Source organism: Paenibacillus sp. V4I7, from assembly GCF_030817275.1.
In the GTDB taxonomy this organism is placed as follows: domain Bacteria; phylum Bacillota; class Bacilli; order Paenibacillales; family NBRC-103111; genus Paenibacillus_E.
In genome coordinates, this window is the sequence record NZ_JAUSZD010000002.1 from 2,749,766 (window position 1) to 2,772,592 (window position 22,827).

Annotated in this window: 17 protein-coding genes; 14 read left to right on the top strand and 3 right to left on the bottom strand. The window is 44.5% G+C overall.

Annotated features, from left to right (window positions below; all coding sequences use genetic code 11):
* Nucleotides 1–31: 31 nt before the first annotated feature.
* The 5 genes from QFZ80_RS13690 (at nucleotide 32) to QFZ80_RS13710 (ending at nucleotide 12,949) form a co-directional block, all read left to right on the top strand.
* Nucleotides 32–955 carry an SDR family NAD(P)-dependent oxidoreductase gene (locus tag QFZ80_RS13690; protein ID WP_307559384.1) on the top strand — a complete coding sequence of 308 codons (924 nt, stop codon included), beginning with the start codon at nucleotides 32–34 and terminating at the stop codon, nucleotides 953–955.
* Nucleotides 942–2,471, top strand: coding sequence for an AMP-binding protein (locus QFZ80_RS13695; protein WP_307546126.1), 1,530 nt, complete (start codon nucleotides 942–944; stop codon nucleotides 2,469–2,471). Before QFZ80_RS13690 ends, QFZ80_RS13695 begins: the two co-directional genes overlap by 14 nt.
* Before the next feature lie 284 nt (nucleotides 2,472–2,755).
* Nucleotides 2,756–3,289, top strand: coding sequence for a DinB family protein (locus QFZ80_RS13700; RefSeq protein ID WP_307559386.1), 534 nt, complete (start codon nucleotides 2,756–2,758; stop codon nucleotides 3,287–3,289).
* Between the two features lie 863 nt (nucleotides 3,290–4,152).
* Nucleotides 4,153–5,085 carry a GNAT family N-acetyltransferase gene (locus QFZ80_RS13705; protein ID WP_307559388.1) on the top strand — a complete coding sequence of 311 codons (933 nt, stop codon included), beginning with the start codon at nucleotides 4,153–4,155 and terminating at the stop codon, nucleotides 5,083–5,085.
* 238 nt (nucleotides 5,086–5,323) lie between these two features.
* On the top strand, nucleotides 5,324–12,949 hold the full coding sequence (locus QFZ80_RS13710; RefSeq protein WP_307559390.1) for an S-layer homology domain-containing protein: 7,626 nt from the start codon (nucleotides 5,324–5,326) through the stop codon (nucleotides 12,947–12,949).
* Nucleotides 12,950–13,086: 137 nt separating this feature from the next.
* On the opposite strand, the gene QFZ80_RS13715 is transcribed toward QFZ80_RS13710, so the two are convergent.
* Entirely contained in the window at nucleotides 13,087–14,472 is a 1,386-nt protein-coding gene (locus QFZ80_RS13715) for an MFS transporter (protein ID WP_307559392.1), read from the bottom strand.
* 112 nt (nucleotides 14,473–14,584) lie between these two features.
* On the opposite strand from QFZ80_RS13715, the gene QFZ80_RS13720 reads away from it, so the two are divergent.
* The 9 genes from QFZ80_RS13720 to QFZ80_RS13760 all read left to right on the top strand — a co-directional run bounded on the left by QFZ80_RS13720 (nucleotide 14,585) and on the right by QFZ80_RS13760 (nucleotide 21,614).
* A complete protein-coding gene (locus tag QFZ80_RS13720; RefSeq protein ID WP_307559394.1) occupies nucleotides 14,585–15,472 on the top strand; it encodes a LysR family transcriptional regulator in 888 nt (295 codons plus the stop codon).
* A 100-nt stretch (nucleotides 15,473–15,572) separates the two neighbouring features.
* Nucleotides 15,573–16,262, top strand: coding sequence for a response regulator transcription factor (locus QFZ80_RS13725; protein WP_307555512.1), 690 nt, complete (start codon nucleotides 15,573–15,575; stop codon nucleotides 16,260–16,262).
* Between the two features lie 88 nt (nucleotides 16,263–16,350).
* Nucleotides 16,351–17,274, top strand: coding sequence for an ABC transporter ATP-binding protein (locus QFZ80_RS13730; RefSeq protein WP_307546119.1), 924 nt, complete (start codon nucleotides 16,351–16,353; stop codon nucleotides 17,272–17,274).
* On the top strand, nucleotides 17,267–18,028 hold the full coding sequence (locus QFZ80_RS13735; protein WP_307559395.1) for an ABC transporter permease: 762 nt from the start codon (nucleotides 17,267–17,269) through the stop codon (nucleotides 18,026–18,028). The genes QFZ80_RS13730 and QFZ80_RS13735 overlap by 8 nt, the downstream gene beginning before the upstream one ends.
* Nucleotides 18,029–18,061: 33 nt before the next feature.
* Nucleotides 18,062–18,961: a sensor histidine kinase gene (locus QFZ80_RS13740; protein ID WP_307559396.1), complete on the top strand. Its 900-nt coding sequence runs from the start codon at nucleotides 18,062–18,064 to the stop codon at nucleotides 18,959–18,961.
* 108 nt (nucleotides 18,962–19,069) lie between these two features.
* Nucleotides 19,070–19,261: a hypothetical protein gene (locus tag QFZ80_RS13745; RefSeq protein ID WP_307559398.1), complete on the top strand. Its 192-nt coding sequence runs from the start codon at nucleotides 19,070–19,072 to the stop codon at nucleotides 19,259–19,261.
* A 201-nt stretch (nucleotides 19,262–19,462) separates the two neighbouring features.
* Complete coding sequence (locus QFZ80_RS13750) at nucleotides 19,463–20,641, top strand: GRAS family protein (RefSeq protein ID WP_307559399.1); 1,179 nt, start codon at nucleotides 19,463–19,465, stop codon at nucleotides 20,639–20,641.
* A 195-nt stretch (nucleotides 20,642–20,836) separates the two neighbouring features.
* The gene (locus QFZ80_RS13755; RefSeq protein ID WP_307546114.1) at nucleotides 20,837–20,986 is read left to right on the top strand and encodes a hypothetical protein; all 150 of its coding nucleotides are present in this window, start codon (nucleotides 20,837–20,839) and stop codon (nucleotides 20,984–20,986) included.
* 268 nt (nucleotides 20,987–21,254) lie between these two features.
* Nucleotides 21,255–21,614 (top strand): hypothetical protein, encoded by a 360-nt coding sequence (locus QFZ80_RS13760; protein ID WP_307546113.1) that lies wholly within the window; start codon nucleotides 21,255–21,257, stop codon nucleotides 21,612–21,614.
* Between the two features lie 236 nt (nucleotides 21,615–21,850).
* Here the strand turns inward: QFZ80_RS13760 and QFZ80_RS13765 are convergent, their stop codons facing one another.
* Both QFZ80_RS13765 and QFZ80_RS38950 read right to left on the bottom strand, forming a co-directional pair.
* Complete coding sequence (locus QFZ80_RS13765; protein WP_307559402.1) at nucleotides 21,851–22,372, bottom strand: CBO0543 family protein; 522 nt, start codon at nucleotides 22,370–22,372, stop codon at nucleotides 21,851–21,853.
* Complete coding sequence (locus QFZ80_RS38950) at nucleotides 22,356–22,526, bottom strand: hypothetical protein (RefSeq protein WP_307546111.1); 171 nt, start codon at nucleotides 22,524–22,526, stop codon at nucleotides 22,356–22,358. Before QFZ80_RS38950 ends, QFZ80_RS13765 begins: the two co-directional genes overlap by 17 nt.
* Nucleotides 22,527–22,827: the final 301 nt, after the last annotated feature.

Here is a 22,827-nt window from a genome sequence, read left to right on the forward strand (position 1 = left end):
TCTGCCATACAGTAAAAAGGAGATATCTCCTGTGCTGTCGAAGAACATGAGAGCTAGCCTGTTTGGTCGTCCTTCAGGCAAGAAAGGAGCTCAAATGCATACCTATAGCCTTTTCGAACATCTCTTATTCCCTCCGACATTCTTGAATAGAGAGAAGCTAGGGCATCAACTGGAAGGAAAGATTGTTCTTATAACGGGCGCAAGTTCCGGAATAGGGGAACAGCTTGCTTATCTACTGTCCGAGATAAAGGTTCATCTGATATTAGTGGCCAGACGAGAGGACAAGCTTTTAGCCATGAAAAGCGAAATCGAAACGAAAGCAGCTCAAATAAGTGTGTTCCCGGCCGATCTTCGAAATCAGAAGGAGATGGAGGGATTGCTCACCTTTCTCCATCAGCTTCCGGATGGGTTGGATATCATCATAAGCAATGCGGGTCATTCCATCAGCAGATCGATTTATCATTCCTTGGACCGCTATCATGATTTTACTCGCACGATGGCGATCAATTATTTTGCGCCGGTTCAGCTGCTCTTGTCTACCCTTCTTCTTCTTGAAAAAAAGAAAGGGCATATCATTAACGTCTCAACAGTAAATGCTCTTTTGCTTCCCCTTCCCCATTGGGCAGCTTATCAGGCTTCGAAGGCTGCTTCTGACACCTGGTTTCGGTCTGCAGCTCCCGAGCTGAACATGATGGGGATCTCTACCACCTCGATCTATCTTCCGTTAGTTAGAACACCCATGATCCTGCCAACCGCTGCTTATCAAAACTTACCGGCCATGACCCCACAACACGTTGCAAAGATTATATGCAGCTCCATCTATACCAAAAGGAGAACATACAAACCGTGGTGGTTGATTTTCGGACAGTTGGCCTCCGTACTTTTCAGAAGGTGTTGGGAATATTCAATACCGAGAATGTTAAGGAAAAAGGGTAACGGCAATGAAGGCGTATAAACTGATCTATGTTTTATATAAAATCCGACTTCTTTCCCCCTTAGCCTTGTTCCAGTTAACTTCCGCCATCTATAAATATGGGATCAATCTGATGGCTCTGCTGAATTTTTCAGCCAGAACCTACGGGGAAAATGTCGCGTTAGTAGATGAGCAAGAGACCCTAACCTATAAACAATTGTTTGCACAATCCGAAGGGCTTTCGGTAGTTTTGAGGGGAAGGTACCATCTTGCGAGGGGCAAGAAAGCGGGTTTTTTGTGTAAGAACCATGCTTCTTTGGTGAGAGCCATTTTTGCGGTTTCTTTATCGGGGGCGGATCTATATCTGCTTAATGCAGAAATGAGCAAGGGGCAGTTGAATAACATCCTAGAGCGCCATCATTTTGACCTCCTGATCTATGATGAGGAACTAAGTTCCTTGCTTGAGCAAACTTCGTATACGAAAGCCAAAATGTTGAGTTATCATGATACATTTCCAGCGATAAACAACTTACTTTCTGCAAGCATTTACGAAAAACAAAAACGACATCGGACTTCCTCGGGGAAACTTGTGCTTCTGACCGGCGGGACCACTGGAAATGCCAAAGAAGCAGCGCATAAACCTTCGCTATTCAATTATTTGGATCCTTTTTCCGGCTTCCTTACTCGATTAAAAATTCTAAATTATCATACTGCGTATATTGCGACGCCTATTTATCACGGTTATGGAGTAGCGGTACTGCTCTTATTCTGCGCTTTGGGAAAGAAAATGGTTATTCATCGTGGATTCGATGCAGAGAAAGCTTGCCGTTTGATTCGGGAGCACCAGGTTGATGTCGTAACGGTTGTCCCCTTAATGTTACATAAAATGTTAAAAAGCAATGCGGAAGATTTGAAATCCCTTTCTTGTATAGCCTCAGGCGGTGCAGAGCTCAATCCCAAACTGGCAAAAGAGACTTTGAGACAATTGGGAGATGTGTTGTACAATCTGTATGGTACTTCAGAAGCGGGCTTGAATATCATCGCGGATCCACAGGATTTGATCTATTCCGCACACACGATCGGCAGAAAGATTGAGGGCGTTCGCTTAGTAATTGTGGATGATCTTAAAGAGGAAGTTGAAATCGGCAGGGTAGGTCAATTTTGCATTAAGAACAAGTGGTCCATGAGAAACGTTGCCTGGATCGAAACCGGTGATTTGGGCTATCGAGATGAGAAGGGCTATTACTTTTTGTGTGGGAGAGCGGATAGTATGATTGTTTCAGCGGGGGAAAATGTTTATCCTCTTGAAGTGGAACAGGTTCTACTCACTCACCCGGGGGTAGAGGATGCGGCCGTGATCGGGATTCGTGACGAGCATTTTGGACAGCGGTTGAAAGCTTTTGTCCTTCTGGCCCCTTATAATGATACGACAAGAGAGGAGCTCTTTGAATGGCTGCGCTCCAGATTGGCACGATTTCAGCTACCAAAAGAAATCATCTTCGTCGATCATTTGCCCTATACCCCTTTAGGTAAACTGGATAAAAAGCTGCTTAAATGAAGTAGGAGTCGATAAAACCATGCAGGATCTAAATAGGAGAGAAGGATATGCATCAAAAGTAACGGAGTTGTTGTTAAGCTAACGAAGAACTCAGGAGCTGCATTGAAGCAGCTCCTTTTTTGATTTCAGTGAAGTAGAGTTAGTAATCAGATGAAGGTTTTTTTTAGAAAAGGAAGAATTAGTTTGTTATGAGGCTGGGATCTGCGTAGACATTTATATGAGTTAAGCGAATTATTAAAAAAGTGATACGTGCATTTTTACTAAATTGCAGAGGGGAAATAGTCGTGCCAGACCTGACAAAAAACGTAATCGAAGACATGAACAAGCAGCTCGATCGAATCATAAAGAGCTTAGACCAACTTGATGATGATTTGATTTGGAAAAAAATGAAGGATTCCATGAACAGCATTGGAAACCTTTGCTTACATTTAGCAGGAAACGAGTATCAGAACCTCATAAGTGCAATCGGAAACAAACCTTTCATTCGGGAACGCACTCGAGAATTTAATTCTAAAAGTCGCATATCGAAGGATGAATTGAGTAGTCTTCTTTTGAGGACTCGATCCGAATCGGAAAGTATACTATCCGTTTTGTCCGAGGAGGATTTAAAAAGGGAAGTCATAATCCGCTATGACTTGGAGGATTGGAACAGAATGCTTCGGGTTAACGCTTCAGAAGATGAAACCTATGAAGTGAGAGTAATCAGTCGGCTTCTTGTTCAGGTTGCTGTACACTACGGGTATCATGCTGGGCAAATAGTGCTACTCTCCAAATTAATGAAAGATTCGAATGAACACATAACAAGACAGTATCATTGATTAATAAAGTGGAAATACGCGAGGTTTATTTGTCATCTCTCAGCAGATGCATTACCTAATTTGTTTGACAGGAAACCAAAGGATGCCAAAATATATCCATAAGGATAATATAGAGATTTTTATTTTTGTTTTATAGTTCTTATAGGGGCCAACCAAGAATTGATCCCTTAGATATCAAAACGAATCAAAGCAAAATATTATTTAATATTGGAGGAAAAGAAATTGGTAAGAAACAATCGTAGAAAATGGATTTTGGGAACGGCAATGACAGCAACCCTATTCGTAAACGTGGGATCTGTGAAGCCGGAGGCATCTTTTGTTTGATCCATTTGTTAACCTGATCATATTACGGTAAATCCTATGAAAAAGATGATTTCATATGGCATATAATGTGGAAATAACCTTCTACTGGTGCAATCCAGTACGGGTTATTTATCTTTTCTGTGCCTTACGACCGTACCCAATCAAGAACAGCGTATTTTGTGCCAGGATGGGAGTTCTGTCCAGAAGCTTCTTCAGTAGTATAGATGCAAATTTGGTTGGGGGTATACTTTTGTATACCCTATTTGTATCTAATGGGATAATTATGCGCCTTCGTACTCCGTGATATCTTAGGATTATAGAAGTAGAAAGGCTGGGAGAAGGTCAAATCCAGTGGTATCCCTGCGCGGAGGCTGTATGTTCAGCCAGACGGGATCTTTTTTCGTTTCCCCGACCCCCAAGGCAATCAAATTATGGTGTTATTGCCGCAGAATTTGCATAATGATGGTGGCGTAGTGGATTGGAATAGAATCAACATGATGAAATGGTTCAGTGGATTTATGAGAATCGCAAGAAGAAATAGAGAGGGTTGAAAACAACTTATGACAAAAAATAAATCGTTTGAAATCATTCCTGCAACTATGGATAAAGCTGCGGAGATTACCGCACTCGTCATCACCTGCGATATTGCGGACTTCGGCCAGCCTGATTTTGTATTAGAAGATCTCTTGGACATTCTAGGACCTTTGGATTTGGAAAAGGATACCTGGGTAGCTCGTTCCGGGGAACGAATCATCGGGTTTGCCTTTGTGGAAGTGACAGGGGAAGGCGCGCTCACGTCGTTTGGATATGTCCATCCCGACTATGTAGGCAGGAATGTTGGGACAGAATTGGTCCAACGCATTGAAGAGAGAGCAAAGCAGTACGCTGCAGACCATCCGGAGCACGGTTGGGTGTTATGTAATGTGATACCTGCCAATAATGAATCGGCCCAATCCATCGTGGAAGAACACAACTATGCTTTTAAGCGCTTATATAGTCGGATGATGATTGACCTTAGAGAAGAGCCTGTTATTAGTCCGCCATCTGCAGGTATTGAGATCAGACCTTTTCAATCAGGTATGGAAGAAATCGTCTATCGAGCATACCGAGAATCCTTCCAGGATACAAACCGGTTTTACGATACAAGTTACGAGGAATGGATGGAAGGGAAGAGCGGAGAACATTATGAGTGGAATCTCTGGTTTACCGCTTGGGATGGTAATGAGCTTGCCGGATTTATCATCAGTAAAAATTTTAAGGATCATGTATATGTTGATCTACTAGGAGTTCGCCGCTCTTGGAGGAAACAAGGGGTTGCCTCCGCGCTACTACTGCATGTTTTCCGGGAGGCTTACAAACTTGGGATCCGTAATATCCGGCTTAGCGTCGATGAATCCAGTCTAACAGGCGCCAACCGGCTGTACGAGAAATTAGGTATGAGGGCGGTCTTTCAACAGGCCCTATATCAGAAAGAGCTTACCGTCAAAGGATAATGAGCATTTCACATCCAATTGGATAGCAACGTTTCGGACGATACTAACATAACTTTATCCCTTAAATTTCCCGATTTTTGGGATTGAATTCCCAAACCAGCGGGAAAGAAACCTTGATATAATAAGCTTATTGCTGACAACAGAGAGCAGAGTTGAAAGCGGAGCTAGTATATACATGATCTGATACAAAATGTATCATTTTCAATTTGTGAAATTTTTTTTCAAGGAGATGTATCCAATGAAAACTGGAACTCTAAAACGTATGTACAGAAAGGCGGTGAATACCTCAATCATTTTATCCATGGTAACGGCGTCGTTATCTCCTGCTGTGTATGCTCAAGAGCAAGATGCCATATCTGATTATTTGAAAACGGTCATTTCCGCAGAAACCTTCCTTAAAGAATCCGTAACTCAGGCTGTATATGCCATCGATAAGAATGCAAGCTTGACTCCTGTCATTGCTCCTTTGCCAGAAGCAGTAAATACGGAAACATTAGATGTAAAAGGGACTGCTCTGCCAGGCTCAGAGGTTACCATTTATGTCACTAAAGCTCATGGATCTAAAGCAGAAGGCGGAAAGGTCATTGCTGATGCAAAGGGTGAGTTTCTCGCGCAGGTTATTTTCACAGGGGAAGGGACCTATCTTATTACGGCAACTGCCACGCTGGGTGGTGAGGTAAGCAGTGAATCGACGGCAGTTCAAGTTCGAATAGATCAAACAAGGCCATCAACTCCATCGGATTTTCGATGGCAAACTGTAGGACTCGATGAAGTAAAAGTGATGTGGGCATCAGGAGAATCTGGAACGGAACCTTTGCAGTATCGAATTGAACGAAACGGTGTGTTTGTCGAAGAAACCGCAGACACGGAATTTACGGATCGAGAGGTAGGGGAGCTTAGTGCTCTATCGTATAGCATCTATGCGAAGGATCTTGCTGGCAATCTTTCATATCCTTTAGAATTTATTGCAGGTACAGCGCATCACACTCAAAAGAATTTAAACACTTCCTCATCAGGAGAATTGGGTAATGAGGGTTCGAGGGATGTGAAACTAAGCGGAGATGGAACCAAAGCTGTCTTTATTTCCAACGCGACCAATCTAGTGGAAGGCGCGGGGAATAAAGAGATTGGCGCGTTATTTGTCAAAGACTTGAAAAGTGGAAACGTAAAAAATCTCCCGCTTCCTGCTGGTGTCGACAGCATAAACTCGCTAAACATAAGTGAGAATGGCAGAGTCATTGCTTTCCATGCCGATGTGCTGGGAACCTATGACAATCTGTTCGTCGAAGAAGGGGCTCCTGCAGCGAAGCGCATGCCCACTATAGATGGGGAAAAACCAAACGAATATGTGGGACCGCCCTCCATGAGTGAAGATGGTGAGCATATTGTTTTCAACGCTTTGGCCAGTAATTTGACAGTGGATGATACGAATAATCATGCAGATATTTTCGTTTATCATCGGAGTTTGAACCAAATAACCCGTGTTAAGCTGACCGAAGAGCTATATGGACAGGAAATTCAGAACCCTATCCTTTCTGGTGATGGCAGATATGTTCTTTTTTACATCGGTTGCGGGGAGTGTAACACTCAGAGGCTCTATCTTCAAGATCTTTCTTTGGATGGGGGTACGGTTCTTCTTGCCGATGGTTACTTTGAAAGAAGCATCAGCGGGAACGGCCGATTTATTGCTTACAGTAAGGATGAAGGGATATATATTTACGACCGCGAAGCAAGTGAGGAAAACAAGCATACTCGTATTGTGCAAGGAGTAAGCGGGGAGACCATATACTTTGAGCCTCAAATAAGCAGTGATGGAAAGCATTTGATTTTTACAGCTTTTGAGTTTCAACCTTCACAGGGTTATGCGTTTCAAGGCTACCGTATATATGTCGTAGACTTGAATGACCCAAATAGGACGCCAAGGCTGCTTAGCAATCCGGCAACCGAAGCAAAGTCGGGCACCATCAATGGAGATGGCAGTAAGGTTGGTTTTATTGCAACAGCTACGAATAGCTTTGATGAACAGGGATTTTTTCGTACAGGAAGCTTCGTCGTTTGTCCGAATACTTGTCAAGAGGTCCCTCAGGATAAGCCGATTCACAAGGTGACTTGGAAGGCGCCAATGGCGTCAAGGGCACATATCAAGCTGGGTAGCCAACTTACTGTCGCGGTGGAAGGGGTGGAGAACCGAAACGCTGCTGCAACGATTACCTATCTACAAGGAGGTACAGCACAATCCCGGGAGCTAACTTTAGTAGAACAGTCACCAGGGAAGTATACAGGTGAGTTTGAGGTTCAAGTAGGTATGACTGTCCTGAATTCCATTGTCGGTAAAGTAGCGGACGCAGACGGGAAGATGATTTCTCTTTCGGCTGAGGGGTTGCCGATTTCGGTGTCGGCCGGCATAAAGGTTGATTTATCGAACTTGCTGAATCCTGATCATACAGTAAATGTGGATGTGAGTGCTGCACTTATTGGCAGTCGTCTGGTGGCTTGGAGTCCAAGCAAGAAGACAGGCACGCAGGCTGCTTATCACCCTAATGAGTCATTCACTCTCATAGTGCCGGATGCAGAGGATTATAGGCTATCGCTCCTTGCAAGTGATGGTACACTTCTAGCAGAGAAACCCGAGGTTATTGCGGCCAAAGGGGAAATTCTTTCCATCTCTATGAAAGTTATTGTACCTGCAAAAGTGACTATAAAAGTCTTAAAAGCAGAAGGGGATAAACCCTTACCTTATGTTGCGGTCTGGATTCAACGTGCAGAGCAAAAAGATGTGATTGCCTCAGGAATAACGAACGCGCAAGGAGAAATTGGGCTTCCTGCCGGTTTCATAGGTGATAACATTGTTGTAAAAATCCAAGTTCCTCGTCCGTATGCTGCGATTGAGCCTATATCACTGAAACTCGAGAGAAGACAAACAGACGTTTCTCTGCAAGCAACGATTCACTATGGCACGGTAAGCGGGCAAGTCAAGGCTCCGAGCGGTTTGCCGCTTCCGAACGCGATTGTTTCTATTAAGCAAGAAGACCGATCAATCGAAGCAATTTCAGATGGGAACGGTGCTTTCAGCGAGCAATTGCCAGAGGGAAAAACCATTATTAGCGGATATTTGGGTGGAGAGACTGTCCGTCGTACTCTTAATGTTGAGGCTTTCCAGGTGGAAGCATCGAAGGAGAAAACTTTTCATCTGACACTGTACAAAGAGTCAACGGCCACCATTCATCTGAAATTGTTTACCAAGCTTGTTGGCGGGGATTGGATCGCTCGTAATTTGAGTATTTCCGAACTAAATTTGTTTGTTCCGACTATTTCAACGGAGAGGGGAATTACGTTATCCCCTACTTATTTTGATAATGGTCTGACCCTTAAAGCCGCCGAAGGTGAAAAATTCCGTGTCTGCTTACGAGACCGTTTGGGACAATTAGGATCAGTCTGTGAGCTTGTTACGATCGATGAACACATGCAGGCGACCGCTGAACTGCGCTTACAGGAGAAATTGGCGGTTACGGGCAGAACCGTACTTGATGAAAAAGGAATCTGGACCATCCATGCAGGCTTTTTCGAGAAGGATGATCAAGGGAAAACCGGTCATTCGGTTACGTACTCTACGCTTCAGCCAGGTAAGTTCCATCTGAGTCTTCCAAAAGCAGGAAGCTATTTCGTTACTTTTACTGCAATAGGGGAAAAGAACCAGGTTCGGAAAGTGACGAAGACCATCACTGTCCGCGAGGGAGAGTTAACGGAACTAGGCGACCTGGTGCTTACTCCGTCTGGATATTTTAATCAAGCCGGCGGGAACGGGCTCGAGGCTTTGGATAGTCCCGTTGCTGAAGGAAGTCATGTCACCATGCGAGGCACGTATCGCAATGGCTCACATGAACCCATTATCACACCTACCCTGTTGATACGAATTCCGGAAGGTACTTCTTTGGTGCCTAATAGTGTCGTAATGAATGGCAGCGCGGTAGAAGATGTAGCTGTAGGTAGCGATTCGCATGCCAAGGTGAAGCTGCCTAGTGATTTTGCCGTAGGGGAAGAGGGAACGGTCCTGTACCAACTGCAGGTGAATGTGATTAAATCCGAATTCTTGACGGCTGATATAGGGATGAAATTCAAACAATCAGTAACAGATGATTTTGACGAAGAGGAAATCGCCAGAGTTTTGGTTCAGACCACGCAAATCAGCATGGATGCACCGCCAAAAGTGGATAAAACCACCTTTATGGTTAGCGGTCGGGCAGTTCCCGGCAGCAGAGTAATTCTATACGATGGAGTAAGGGTGGCTGCTGAAACATTAGCGTCACCAGGAGGCTATTGGAATCAACGTATTACGCTGATCGATGAGCAAGCACAAGGACGCACGCATGCTCTCTCGGCCGTCGCGGTTCTTGGAGCTAATGAATGGCGTTCAAAGCAAGTGTTTGTTGAATATACGGATGTTGATGAACCTATGCCAATTCATTTGAGTATTACTGCGATTGATCATCGTGTGGATGTCGATTTGACCAACGGGATCGCTCGATTTCCATTAGCCGTAAATCCCCAAAAGCCGATTTCATTCTCACTTCAATTCCGGGAGCCGAAGCGGGCCCAACATGTTCGGGTTCGTTTGGCAGGTGAAGAAATTCCGCTAGCCTTCAATGCGTTGACGGAGCGCTATGAGGGGTTAAAATCAACAAGCCAAAGACATCTGGGTCCTATCGCGGTAAGCTATGACGTCCTTCCTAAACCGTATCAAACGGTCGATTCGCATGAAAATATTCTGAAATCTATGCCTCCTGCATTTCGCAGCTTGAAGCAAGAGGTGCTGCCACTTGCGGAAGTGGCTTCAGAGAATAAGGAAATGGCTGCGCCTGATCGTACTTATGTCAATAAGGTCGTATTAACAAGTGCGGATTCACCTGATGAAAAGATCGAGACCCAGTTTTTCTATGCTCCGATGCCTGTCGGGTATGATCCGGGACCTCCTCCAGCGAAAGGTCCGGTTGTGTATAACCTCAAGACTCAGTTCAATGCTCAGCTTGGGACGATGCATGTAAGTGCGATTGTTCCTGTAGAGCAAGCAAAGCCATTTGTACAAAGCCTGCAAGGTGATTTGCAAAGTCTGTCAGGAGCTCCTTACGTTGAAATCGGCGCTAACTTCCGTTTTGAACTTAAGACTCCAGGTTCTCCAAGCGCACTTGGTCTTGCCTCAGCTATATACGCTGGATATGATTATCAACAAAAAATGAATGAATTGAATGCTTTTATGGATCAAGTCGGTGGAGGTTGCACATCGGCGAGCTCGATCAAACATTATAATGACGAGCTGCAGAATCTAGCCGAACGACTTTTTCAGCAATTACTTTTAAAATATTCTTTACAGATGGCGGCAATGGGGCTGGCAGGCGTGGGAATCGGATTTTTCGCCGGCGTAGGTGTCGTAGCTACATCCTTCGCGATTAATTATGCGTTTAATGAAGCGTGGGAAAGTGATTTGGCTGATCTTCAGCAGCAATTCACCACTGATCAAAACAATGCAGAGTGTGAGGACGAAGATGAGCAGCCGCCAAAACGTCCGAAAGATCCTCGTGATCCCGATGAAAAGGATATCGTTGATCCTTATTGGATCTATGATCCAAGCGGTTATGTTTTCGAGGCTGTTGAATCGAATCGTATGAAAGGCGTAAAAACGACGGCTTTGTTCCTTGATCCTAACGATCAAACGTGGAAGGTTTGGGATGCAGGCATTTATGGACAGCAAAACCCTCTCCTGACAGATCGTGCAGGGAAATATGCATGGGATGTGCCTGAGGGCAAATGGCAGGTGCTATATGAAAAGGAAGGCTATGAAACTGCACGCAGCGAAGTGCTTGAAGTATTGCCGCCTCATTATGATGTCAACGTCGGCATCGTATCGAAAGCAGCCCCAACTGTTCACGCCTTGATACCACAAGCCGACAGAACCGGTCTTCAGCTATATTTCACCAAGTATATGATTCCGGCAACCCTTACACCGGACCATGTTACACTGACCCACATTGTAAATGGAGTCGATGCTGAACAGATTACAATTCGAATCGAACCTATACAGCCGGAGAACAGCCCAGGCGGGGAACCGCTGGCTAAGCAATTCCGAATCGTACCTGAGACGCCGCTTCTTGCTGGGCAGAGTTATCGTGTGGATGTGGATGCAATGGTACAAAGCTACTCAGGTACGGCAATGACACAACCTTACATGCAGGTAGTGAACATCACAGCACCTGGGCCTGTGGCAGAAGCTGTGAAGGCTGGAAGTATGAAATTGATTCACGGGCAGGATGCCCTTGCCCTAAGCTGGGAAGAGAACGCCGTTGCACGTTATGACCACTTAAAGATGGAGTGGAAAGAGGCGGGAGCGGGAGAACCGCTCGGCTTCGAAGAAGTAGGGCCAGGTATTGGTCTTAGTTCCATTACGGGACTTGAGCCCGGCAAGAATTATGAAGTAAAGCTTCTCACTGTTGACTTGGATGGCAGAGTATCGGAGGGTGAACTGTTGACAGTTAGTACGCTTACTAAGCCTGAAGTCTCGCAGAATCCAGCTCCAGGGATCGTTAAAAACGCTTCTCTTAAAATCGAAAACGGTGGCTTAACACTAGCTTGGACAGATCCGAGCGATGCAGATTTAAGAGGGGTTAAGGTTTCTATTAAGAAACCAGGTGAAGTTGTTTTCGGGCCTTCGGTTGAAGTCGATAAAGGTGTTCAACTGTATCGGTATGAAGGCTTAACTGCGCCTGGCGAGTATAAAGTGGAGCTGAAAGCCATTGATGCATCAGGGAAGCTAGCTGATGGAGTATCAGTGTCAGCGACGATTAGAGACGAAGGTGACAACCCAGGCAACGGTGGTGGCGGCGGTCCAATGCCAACGGAGGATCCAGATACGGCGACCCTACAAATTAAGGAAGGTCAAGAGCACTATGATGCCTTTGAAGGGCTGCTTCGAATCCGTTTGACGAAGGGTGCGCTAAAGGAAGGATCTAGGATCCATTTAAACCGTGTTCAAACATCTCCCAGCCCCTTGCCGGCAGGGTATGAAGCACACTCTGATTATATAACGATTACCTCCGAGGCTCAGCTATCCAAACCGCTGCAGCTGACATGGAAGTACTCGCAGGTCGAGAAGAAGGATTTCGATTCCCGAAAGCTTGCCGTTTATAAACTAGATCGTACAGTGCCTGGCGGTTGGCGTTATTTGGGCGGAGCGGCACGCCAAGGGCAGAACGAGATATCGGTAAAACTTGATGGCTGGGGCACTTACACAGTAATGACCTATGATAAGCGTTTCAATGACTTGAATGTACACTGGAGTCGAAAGGAGTTGGAAGTTCTGATCAGCCGCCATCTTGTGGATGGGGTGGATGAGCATCATTTTTCACCGGATTCACCAGTCACACGGGCTCAAGTAACGAAGCTGTTAACCAATTTATTACGTCATGAGGGCCGCTTGCCGGAGCAGCATGACAGTGAGCATTCTTTCAGCGATGTATTCGATACAGCTTGGTATGCCGAGCCCGTTCGAGATGCTGCAGCTTTTGGACTAGTTGAAGGTGAAGATGGAAAGTTCCGTCCCGATGCTCCAATTACCCGTGAAGAGTTGGCTGTTATCATACAGCGAATTCTGAAAGCAGAGACATCGCCTGCTCCAACTTCCTTGCTCAGTAAGTTTGCAGATAGCGAGGATACGGCAAGCTGGGGAGAGGAAGCTATGAGCCTTATGGTTCAAGAAGGCATAATGAATGGAGTTACCGAGACAACTCTGATGCCGAAAGGAACAACAACGAGAGCACAAGCTGCTGTTATCCTAGTTAGACTGCTTGAGCGGTGGGGTAAATCCGACAAATAAGAAGACAATTTGAAGTAATTAGGCGTTCACTCTATGGGGTGAACGCTTATTCGTTTAACTGCGTGAATTCGAATGGGAACTCATTCTCACCTGTCTAGAATATGATCGATACTCCTTTTAATTTGAACTTGGTGAACCTAAGACTCTTGCAATTGCCCTGACTTCCGGAGCCGCCGACTCATGAATACCAAAGACAATGCAATTACCGTGAGGATAATTCCAAGCACTTGAAATCCCTCGAAGCTGAACTTATTTCCCATTACGATGCCAATCAACAAGGAAGAGAGAATGGTTCCCAGGTATCTGGATGTATTAAATAATCCGGATGCTACACCGATGATTTCTATTGGAGTACTTTGGAACAAGGCCGCTTGCATACCGACATTGTTCAACCCGTTGCTAATACCGAATGCAGCCAAAGCCAAACACACACTGATAACCGGTGAAGTTTGATTCAATGTCACGAGCCACACCGACCCAAATGTCATCAGCATTGCGGACACCAGCAATGCCGGCCTGGGTCCTGATTTATCGATCCATCGTCCTGCTATTGGAGAAGTAACTAGCGAGGACAAGCCTAAGCTTAGCATGAGAATCCCTGTTTGGAACTCGCTGACATGACGTACCATTTGCAAGTAGGACGGAAGCCCGAAAAAGAGTGAGTAAAAAAGTACGTTAACGAGCATGAATTCGACATTAACCCAAGTCATCGCAGGATATTTGGCGAATGTGCGCAAAGGAATAAAGGGTGACGTCGCTTTTAACTCATGTCGTACGAAAGCCACAAGTAGCACGAGGCCTATCAGCCCGACAATGACATTTCCTAATGAGATATGCCCAGATGATTTTGCTGAGAGTAAGGAAGCGAGCAGAGCAACCAGACCCACTGTGAAGAGCAGGATCCCTGACGCATCAATCAAATCGAACCATTTACGAAAGGACATGGCTAGTGCAACGGATGTTGGCGGTTCGTCCTTTGGAATAGTCCTCCAAGCCAATAGAAAGCTAGCCACCACGAACGGAATATTGACGAAAAAAATAGCAGGCCAATCCCACCAGTGAATCAAGACCCCGCCAATAAAGGGTCCAATTGCTGCCGCTCCTGATAGGAATATGGATAAAACAGACAGCGCAGTCGCTTGTTTCTCCGTAATATGAATTCGAACAATGGCCATTCCAACCCCAACCATCATGCTAGTTCCGATGGATTGCACAATGCGGAACACGATAAGCCAGCCAAAGTTTGGTGATAGTGGAGCTAATAATGATGAAATGAAGGCTACAACAAGCCCAGTAAGAAATATCTTCCTACGACCGAATAAATCGCTAGCCTTTCCCATGACAGGTTGAGCGATGCTACTTGCAATGTAGAAAGAAAAAATAATCCAGGAAACACCTGTAAAGTCAAGTTGGAACACATTTTGCAGCCTTGTAATAGCAACAGCAATCATCGAAGAATTTAATGGGTTCAATAGTACCCCCAGTCCAACGGAAGTCATCAACCACCTGCTGTGAACACTCATTTTTGGTCCCCCCAAAGCGTATTAAAGTCATCGTACTTGAAATCGTTTATTTATTCCAACGCATTTTATGTTATGATATCATTGACTTGAGGGAATGAATGGAGGGTGCAAAATGGAACTTCTTCAACTGAAATATTTTCTCGCGGTAGCTCGTTTGGAACATGTGACCGAAGCTGCACGAAGTCTGCACGTTACTCAATCGTCACTAAGCAAAACGATTCAACGCTTGGAGGAGGATTTAGGGGTCCCTCTTTTCGATCGAATAGGGAGGAAGCTACGTTTGAATGAGTTCGGAAGCAGATTCCTTCGGCGTGCAGAAAAGGCTTTGTTTGAATTAGAACAGGGGAAGCAGGAGCTTAGCGATTTATCTAGCCCGGAATACGGCACACTCGAATTGGCGGTGACCACAGCAAGCACGTTACCAAATATCCTTCGAGAGTTTCGGAAAAAGCAGCCCTATATCCAATTTCATGTGCAAATGCTGACCACTCTGGAAATGGTTACGCTTCTCCATAGAGGAGAGGTCGATTTCTGCTTGTCCTCACCTCCTATACAAGGGGACGACATTGAATGTCAAATCGTGTTCATCGACCCGATCCTTGTAGCTGTTCCAAAAGGGCATCGGCTGGCAGACCGACGTAGCGTATCCTTGACAGAACTAAGGGATGAATGGTTTGTCGGTGTAAAAAGAGGCTACGGTACTCGCGATCTAGTGGACTCTATATGCAAATCGGTTGGATTTGTACCTAAATATGTGTATGAGGGAGATGAACCTGCAAGGCTAAGCACTCTTGTGGAAGCCGAAATTGGCATAGCCTTCATACCAAGCACGGCAAGGTTTTCACAGGAACATATCATATATCTCCAAGTAGAGAATCACGAATTGGTACGGGAAATAGCTTTATTATGGCACAGGAGTCGATATATTTCGCGGGCTGCTCTGGAGTTCCGTGAAGTCGTTGTAGAATATTTTGAGACGTTATCCAAACAGACAATTTAATCATGCTGCACAACTCCTTTCAGTTTTTGGAGGAATTTCTGATTAACATGGCTTATGGTAAAATAAATGAAAGTAAACTTACTGATAGAAGGTGTAAATGATGGATAAGATCATTCACATTTTAGTAGTTGAAGATGATAATGACATTAACCAACTACTATGCAAAATTTTAAAGAAAAGCGGTTATTTCCCTCAAGCTGCCTATTCCGGAACGGAAGCCCTGATTTATTTGGAAAGACAGGAATGGGACATGGTATTGCTTGATTTAATGCTTCCGGGTCTGACAGGAGAGGAGCTCCTTGTTAAAATACTCGAACAGAATTCGATACCTGTTATCGTAATCTCGGCTAAAGAAGAGCAACAGACGAAAGTTGCAACCCTTCGCATCGGGGCAGATGATTATATAACGAAGCCATTTGATATCGAAGAGGTATCGGCTAGAATTGATTCTCATTTAAGAAGGTACAAACGTTTGGCCAGCATTGCTCCAAGCAATCGAATCAAGTACAAGGACATTAGTTTGGACAAAGATACGAAGGTCGTAACCATCAACCACAATGAAGTGTTACTAACCGCAAGAGAATTTTCAATTCTAGAGCTTTTCATATCCTTTCCGAAAAAAGTATTCTCTAAAGCGAATTTATTCGAGAGCGTATGGGAGGACACCTTTGTGGGGGATGACAACACCATCAACGTACATATCAGCAATCTAAGAAACAAACTATCCAAAGCGAATCCCGAAGAGGACTACATAGAAACATTATGGGGAATGGGGTACCGCCTCAAATGAAGACTTAAGGTTTTCTTAATAATCCCTTTATGATCACTTATGTCTTGCCTCCGATAATGAAGCTATTACATAGAGAGGTCGTGAGATCATGAGTGAATATGTATTACAGTCCAATAATTTGACTAAGATCTACAAGGCGGAACATGCGCTTAATCGAGTGAATATGTCCATTAAAAAAGGTGCCATTTACGGTTTTATTGGTCAAAATGGTGCGGGCAAATCGACTTTGATCCGTATCGCCAGTGGGTTGGCTTTTCCGACAGAGGGTTCCATCGAATTGTTTGGTAGGAGGGAAGCAGAGGAACTGAGCGAGGCGAGGAAACGAATCGGATCGATCATTGAAAGTCCGGCTTTATATCCGCATATGACAGCTCGAGAAAATTTAGAGACGCATAGGCTTCTAAAAGGGATTCCGGGCAAAGCTTGCATCGAGAAAACCCTAACATTAGTCGGACTCCAAGATACGGGGAGGAAGAAAGCAAAAAACTTCTCTTTAGGGATGAAGCAGCGTCTAGGACTGGCAATTGCCCTACTTGGAGATCCGGAGTTCCTGATTCTAGACGAACCGACGAATGGCTTAGATCCGATGGGGGTTGTTGAAATGCGAGAGCTCCTCAAAAAGCTCAATCGCGAAAACGGGATTACCATTTTAATCTCCAGCCATATACTAAGCGAGCTTCATCTACTGGCTACCCACTTTGGTATCATTCATAAAGGGAAGCTCCTAGAACAGTTATCAGCCAAAGATCTGAATGAGAAATGTCAGCATTACCTGCATATTAAAGTGAATGATATTGGGAAAGCAGCTGCCGTTATCGAAGAGGAGCTAGCTACTTCTGAATTTGAGGTTATGCCGGATGGGACGATCAAGCTATACCAATTTGTAGATACGCCTGGCAAAGTTTCTGTGCTATTAACAGCTGCAGGACTGGTCATCGAACAATTCATGCCGATGGGTGAAGATTTGGAAGGTTACTTTACCAGCCGAATTGGAGGTGAGCAGAATGAATAATCTCATTCAATCAGAATGGTATAAGCTGCGAATGGATCCGTCGTTCCGAACGCTCATTCTTATTATAGTGAGCCTCTCTTTATTTTGGCCATTGTTCCAGTACTTTGACCATATTGCGGATGGGGAGACACAAGCAACAGGAATTGAGATGTTCATGGATGCCATTTCAGGGAACCCGAATATTTTTAAAATAGCGCTCTGCGTACTGGCAGGCTTCTTTATTTCAAGTGAGTACTCCACGGGAGTCATGAAAAGCATTGCTTCAAGCGGGAATAGAAGAGGCAGGATTTTTACGGCAAAATTATTGGTATTCAGTCTAGGTACCGTCATACTTGCGCTTATATTCCCTGTTATCAACATGACTGTTAGTACGCTGTTCTCCGGATTTGGCGAGTTGCCGGGTGAAGCGGGCTTTATATATGTCATCCGAACGATTGGACTTACCATTCTATGCGTCACAGCGCTTGCTTCAATAGCCACATTGTTTGCTACGCTTATGGCCGAAAGTGGTAAAACCATTGCCATTACGATCGTGCTATTCTTAAGCATTGACCTCCTCTTTGGTATAGTGGGTCAGTATATCCCTTTCATCCGAAATTTGTATGAATATACAGTGTTCAAGCAGCTGTACGATGTGGGGACGGTTGCACCAGAAGGTGGGCAGCTGCTTCGGATGATAGGGGTGCCGGTGATGACTTTTGCCTGTTTCGGTTTTATTGGCGCATGGGCGTATCGTCGGAAAGAAATTAAGTAATTAGGGAAAGCGGGTGAGATCAGGTTGGTTTATGTGGTTATAGTTGCAGTTGTCATTGCGGCCGCTGCTCTCATTCGCTTATATCTGTTGAAGAAAGAAATGAAGCGAATTCATCATCAGTTACACGACTACAATCATGGATTAACGGGGAAAAAAATCGACCTCGTTTTTTTGGAACGCGACCTCGAACAACTAGCGGGGGAAATTAACAACCTAATGGATTTGGTAGCAGATGCGAAATCGCTCAGAAGACGGACGGAGTACGAACTGAAACAGAGTATTTCGAACATTTCACACGACCTGCGAACGCCGTTAACTTCCATTCTCGGGTATATTCAGCTGCTGGAATCCAATCAATTGTCCGAAGAGGAGAAGCAAGAATATGTGTCGATTGCCAAAAGCCGAACCAAGAGGCTGCAGGTGCTGCTGAACGAGTTTTTCGAGTTATCTGTTATCGAATCTATGGATTATGAGCTAAGGATGGCGAAGGTGGATATAGCCGCCTTAATCCCTGATATTTTATTGGGCTTCTACGATAGGATGAATGAACACAATAGGGAGGCGATCATTCAACTTCCCGAAGAAAAGATCGTCTTGAATACGGATGAATCTGCCATAAAGCGTGTGGTTGAAAATCTGATCACCAATGCGATTCATCATTCCAATGGACCAATCTGGATCAGCATGGAGATGCTGAAGTCGACGGTTGTATTGTCCATTCGCAACGAAGCTAAACATTTGACACCAAGCGATTTGAACATCCTGTTCGACCGATTTTATACGGCTGATCGATCTCGATCAGGCAAAGGAACAGGACTGGGACTATTTATTGCAAGAAGCCTAATGGTCAAAATGAATGGAGAGCTGACCGCAGAGTTACTCGGGGATCATCTTGTCATGAAATGCGAGTGGAAGTTAAATAAACAAATATGAAAGGCTCCCTAATATGAGGGGGTCCTTTCGTGCGGGATGTATAAGCATTTGCCTACGTCTGCTTAGGATTGGTGTAATTATGCGAACTATGAAGGAGGCAAATTTATTATGAAGCTTCGCTGTGTGATATTAGACGACTATCAGCAAGTGGCGTTGACTAGCGCGACAGAGCTGAAGCGTATGCGTCCTTCGGCATATCTGATCAATACGTCCCGCGCTTCGATCGTGGCCAAGTTAGCCTCGGAAAGCCGTGTGCGGGAAATCCGCATGCACGGTTTGACGGGGAGTCCGAGGGAGTAATCCCTCGTCTTACACTACTTATGTCACGATGCAAATCAGCTCCTCTTCGGCAAAATCGACCGAAAGTATACTTTAAATTATACCTATGGATAATACCGCCTGTCGCTGTGATCTGTGAAAATAAGGTAGTAACACTGTCCAGCAAGCCGAAGACTGAGCCGGTCGGCTCCCTGGGAAGTATTCCCGGTTTTTTCCCGAAACATGGGACTGTCCTTCCCAAGACATCGGGACGTTGCGGATGGTAAGCTTATTAGCATTGGACCACTAGAAAGGATGATAATAATGACGCTTTTGCAATTACCTTCTTACGAGAAGCTCCGGTCATTGCTGCTCGAATCGATGGTTGACGGAGGCGGAACGGTTGCCCGGACGCAGCTTGCCCGTTTCGCGGAGACATTGGAGATCGAGGAGAATCCGGGCGATATGCTGCCTTATTTATTCGCCGCGGCCCTGATGAAGAGGCTGGACCCCGTGAGGAACGAACAAATGAACCTCTACTTGCGGAAGTACGATGTTCCGCAGATCACGCTGTTTAATTTGCTAGCGCAAAAATATCCTTTGGTCGCAAACGCTTCGCGCCTTGCGAACAGCCTGCTGGCCCGCTATGTCCATCCCGGCGAACCTGTTTCGTTCCTGGAGATCGGGATTGGCACCGGACGTCAAATCGTATCGCTACTGCAGGAGCTGGCTCTTCAAGATAGACGCCCTTCGTTGATTGAGCTGTTTGCGATCGAACCGAACGAACAGTGCTTGCAGCAAGCGCAGGAGAACGTTATGCAAGCCGCCGAAAGCTGCGGAATCCGCGTCGCTTTTCATCCGATTCCGTACGAAGTCGAGAGAATGCCCGACGAGATTTGGAGTAGGTTGGCCGTAGGTGGCAGCATGCTTGTCAATGCTTCCTTCGCGCTGCACCACATTCGCGATACGCATGTGGGATCGGCAGGCAAGAATGGCGTATTACGCAAGCTTTGCTCGCTTCGTCCGGCCGTCGTCGTCATGTGCGAGCCGGATTCGGACCATCAGACGTCCGATGCGATCAGCCGGTTTGTCCATTGTTGGGAGCATTTCTCCCTAGTGTTCGAATTGATCGATTCGTTGGATATACCGTCAGAACAAAAGCGCGCGCTGAAAGTTTTCTTCGGTCGTGAGATCGAGGACATTATCGGAAACTCTGAGCATTTGCGCTGCGAACGGCATGAGTCAACGACCGATTGGATCAAGCCGTTCATGTCCGGTTTCTCGCCGAACCCGGACATGAACGGCTTGTCCCTGCACATACCCCGGGTCGTATCGAGCGCCTCGGATGAATGGTACATCGGTCTGGGCGCCGGAGACATCAATCTCGTTTCCGTTATTTGCGCCGTTCCGAAAAAAGGCTAAAATAATAAAGTGAGGTGATGGGATTAAGGAAATCGACAACCCTCTATAATAATAATTGCATCTTTTGTACTATTTATATTGCATGATACATTTGGTAATATTTATCAAATGAAGGCAATCTTAGAATTAATAGAATGCTGCGCAGCGTTCATAGGAATGTCGTATTGTCACTATAATCAAAAGGATGGGATAATAATGAGTGAAGATACAAGGTATCAGAAGTGGACCAAACTTAAAAAGCATACCGTAGATGCTGGATTAAAAGTATTTTACAGTGGTTTGATCATGTTCGCTCTTCTACCTTCGGTTTATGGTGCTGATTGGCCTGAGAGATATTGGTGCTGAAATCTAGCCCAACGATGCCTTTGATTTCTTTGACTAGTTCACTAGAATAGATTACAGCCTTTTTTTAACACTTCTGTAAGATAAAGTGGTTATCATGAAAATCCACATAAGGAAAAGACCTTCTTAGCTAATAAGAAGGTCTTTTCCTTATGTGGAGTGTTGATCTTGGATATCAAGAACTTCTAGTGCCGTGTTTTTTTTCATAAATACATGAACATTTTCTATAATGGGCGAATATCCTAACGATAGTTAAAGGAGGGATAGGCGCGTGTATCAAATGAATCCTATTCAAGCTAACCCTATGGGTGGCGATGCAAAAACATTATGTCAAAGATATTTGAAGTACCATGTTATTGCGCAAATGAGAGACGGGTCACAGTTTGAGGGAATTATCGATGATATGGACGATGATGGCGTCACTATGTTAGTTCCTGAAGAGGTTGATGGCGAAGAAAGGGAAAATGATCCAACCAGACAACCATATGGTCAAAGGAGATATCGCCGATATCGCCGGCAGCATTTTCCATTTATTCATTTTGTATTTCCATTCTTCAGACCTTACCCATACTACCAACCATATTATCCTTATTATCCTGGGTATGGATATGGATACGGCGGAGGATATTAGACAACTCTCATCGGCAAAAGGCCTCTTGCTGGAAGGAATAAAGAAATAAAAATAAACCGTTCTTCCTGAAAAAGGGAAGTGCGGTTTTTTGTTTTTATAGGTTTAATTAACATGCCCAAATATAATCTGCTTTTCATGTTTCTTTAAGGTATGGGCTGACGAAAGTAATATACTGATGCTATTCTACTGCCAAAAGGTACATGAACACCGGTGAATATGAAATACACTTAGACAGATTATATGAGCTTAATATGGAAAAAGAATAGTAGACCATAAACAATGGGAATGGAGATTATGTACACTATTAGTGGCCGAGAGTGATGTAGTTTAATCATTGGAAACATTATCATATCAAAGATAACTGAATAACCCATATTCCATCCATTTTGATAAGTTATCCTGCCTGATACAAATAATATGACTTCTGCGCAAACATAGATGCCGATCCATAGGCATGTGTGTCCAATTTGCTTTCCAATTGTTTTGGGGTATCTAGATAGATAAAGCAAGATTGAAAGTGGAATTGTGACAACAGCATAAATAATAATTGTGACAGATTGGTTGTATAAGAAATCTGGGTGAAAGACCCACAATGCTTGATCCCAGCTAGTTAAAAATTCATACAAGAATCCAGCTGCAGTAGTGTATAACATAGAAGAGTGGAACTGCCTCCAATTCCTCCAATCGGACCATCGCCATGCTGTTAGTATGGTAATTAAAGCTAAAGTAAGATGCATGGATCTACCTACCTTTATCATACAATAAACATGATTCTATTATTATTAACCTTAGGAATTTCATTGTGTGGTTGGAATATGATTTTGCTAGTTTATCTCTTTCAGCTGCTTGTGGCGGCTGTTCCAACCAACCATTCTGTATTAAAATATCTGTTCCATCTTTTGCAAAATTCAAAACTTCCGATTTAAATCGAACGCAAATTTCTCCGAATCAGTCCTAGGAGTTTGACCAAGACTTCTGCCATAATGTGCAATTCCGGCTGAGTTTAACGTGGCAACATGGAACAACATTAGTTTATCTGAATGCGGGGCAATGGTTGATTATTTGCGATTTCTGCAGACGTTAATAAAATCTATGCTCGGTTTTGCATATTATCATCTTTCTAAAAATTGTTATATTTAATATTTCCTCAGTTTGCATTACTATTCAATATTTTTGCACTGATGTAGAGCTAAGGGTAGTCGGAAAGATCCGG

Excerpts from the sequence above, each read along its gene's own strand:
- QFZ80_RS13695 (WP_307546126.1), top strand. The coding sequence starts at position 942 with ATGAAGGCGTATAAACTGATCTATGTTTTATATAAAATCCGACTTCTT.
- QFZ80_RS13765 (WP_307559402.1), bottom strand. The coding sequence starts at position 22,372 with ATGATAAAGGTAGGTAGATCCATGCATCTTACTTTAGCTTTAATTACC.
- QFZ80_RS13750 (WP_307559399.1), top strand. The coding sequence starts at position 19,463 with ATGGGACTGTCCTTCCCAAGACATCGGGACGTTGCGGATGGTAAGCTT.
- QFZ80_RS13710 (WP_307559390.1), top strand. The coding sequence starts at position 5,324 with ATGAAAACTGGAACTCTAAAACGTATGTACAGAAAGGCGGTGAATACC.
- QFZ80_RS13730 (WP_307546119.1), top strand. The coding sequence starts at position 16,351 with ATGAGTGAATATGTATTACAGTCCAATAATTTGACTAAGATCTACAAG.
- QFZ80_RS13720 (WP_307559394.1), top strand. The coding sequence starts at position 14,585 with ATGGAACTTCTTCAACTGAAATATTTTCTCGCGGTAGCTCGTTTGGAA.
- QFZ80_RS13715 (WP_307559392.1), bottom strand. The coding sequence starts at position 14,472 with ATGAGTGTTCACAGCAGGTGGTTGATGACTTCCGTTGGACTGGGGGTA.
- QFZ80_RS13745 (WP_307559398.1), top strand. The coding sequence starts at position 19,070 with ATGAAGCTTCGCTGTGTGATATTAGACGACTATCAGCAAGTGGCGTTG.
- QFZ80_RS13735 (WP_307559395.1), top strand. The coding sequence starts at position 17,267 with ATGAATAATCTCATTCAATCAGAATGGTATAAGCTGCGAATGGATCCG.
- QFZ80_RS13755 (WP_307546114.1), top strand. The coding sequence starts at position 20,837 with ATGAGTGAAGATACAAGGTATCAGAAGTGGACCAAACTTAAAAAGCAT.
- QFZ80_RS13705 (WP_307559388.1), top strand. The coding sequence starts at position 4,153 with ATGACAAAAAATAAATCGTTTGAAATCATTCCTGCAACTATGGATAAA.
- QFZ80_RS13725 (WP_307555512.1), top strand. The coding sequence starts at position 15,573 with ATGGATAAGATCATTCACATTTTAGTAGTTGAAGATGATAATGACATT.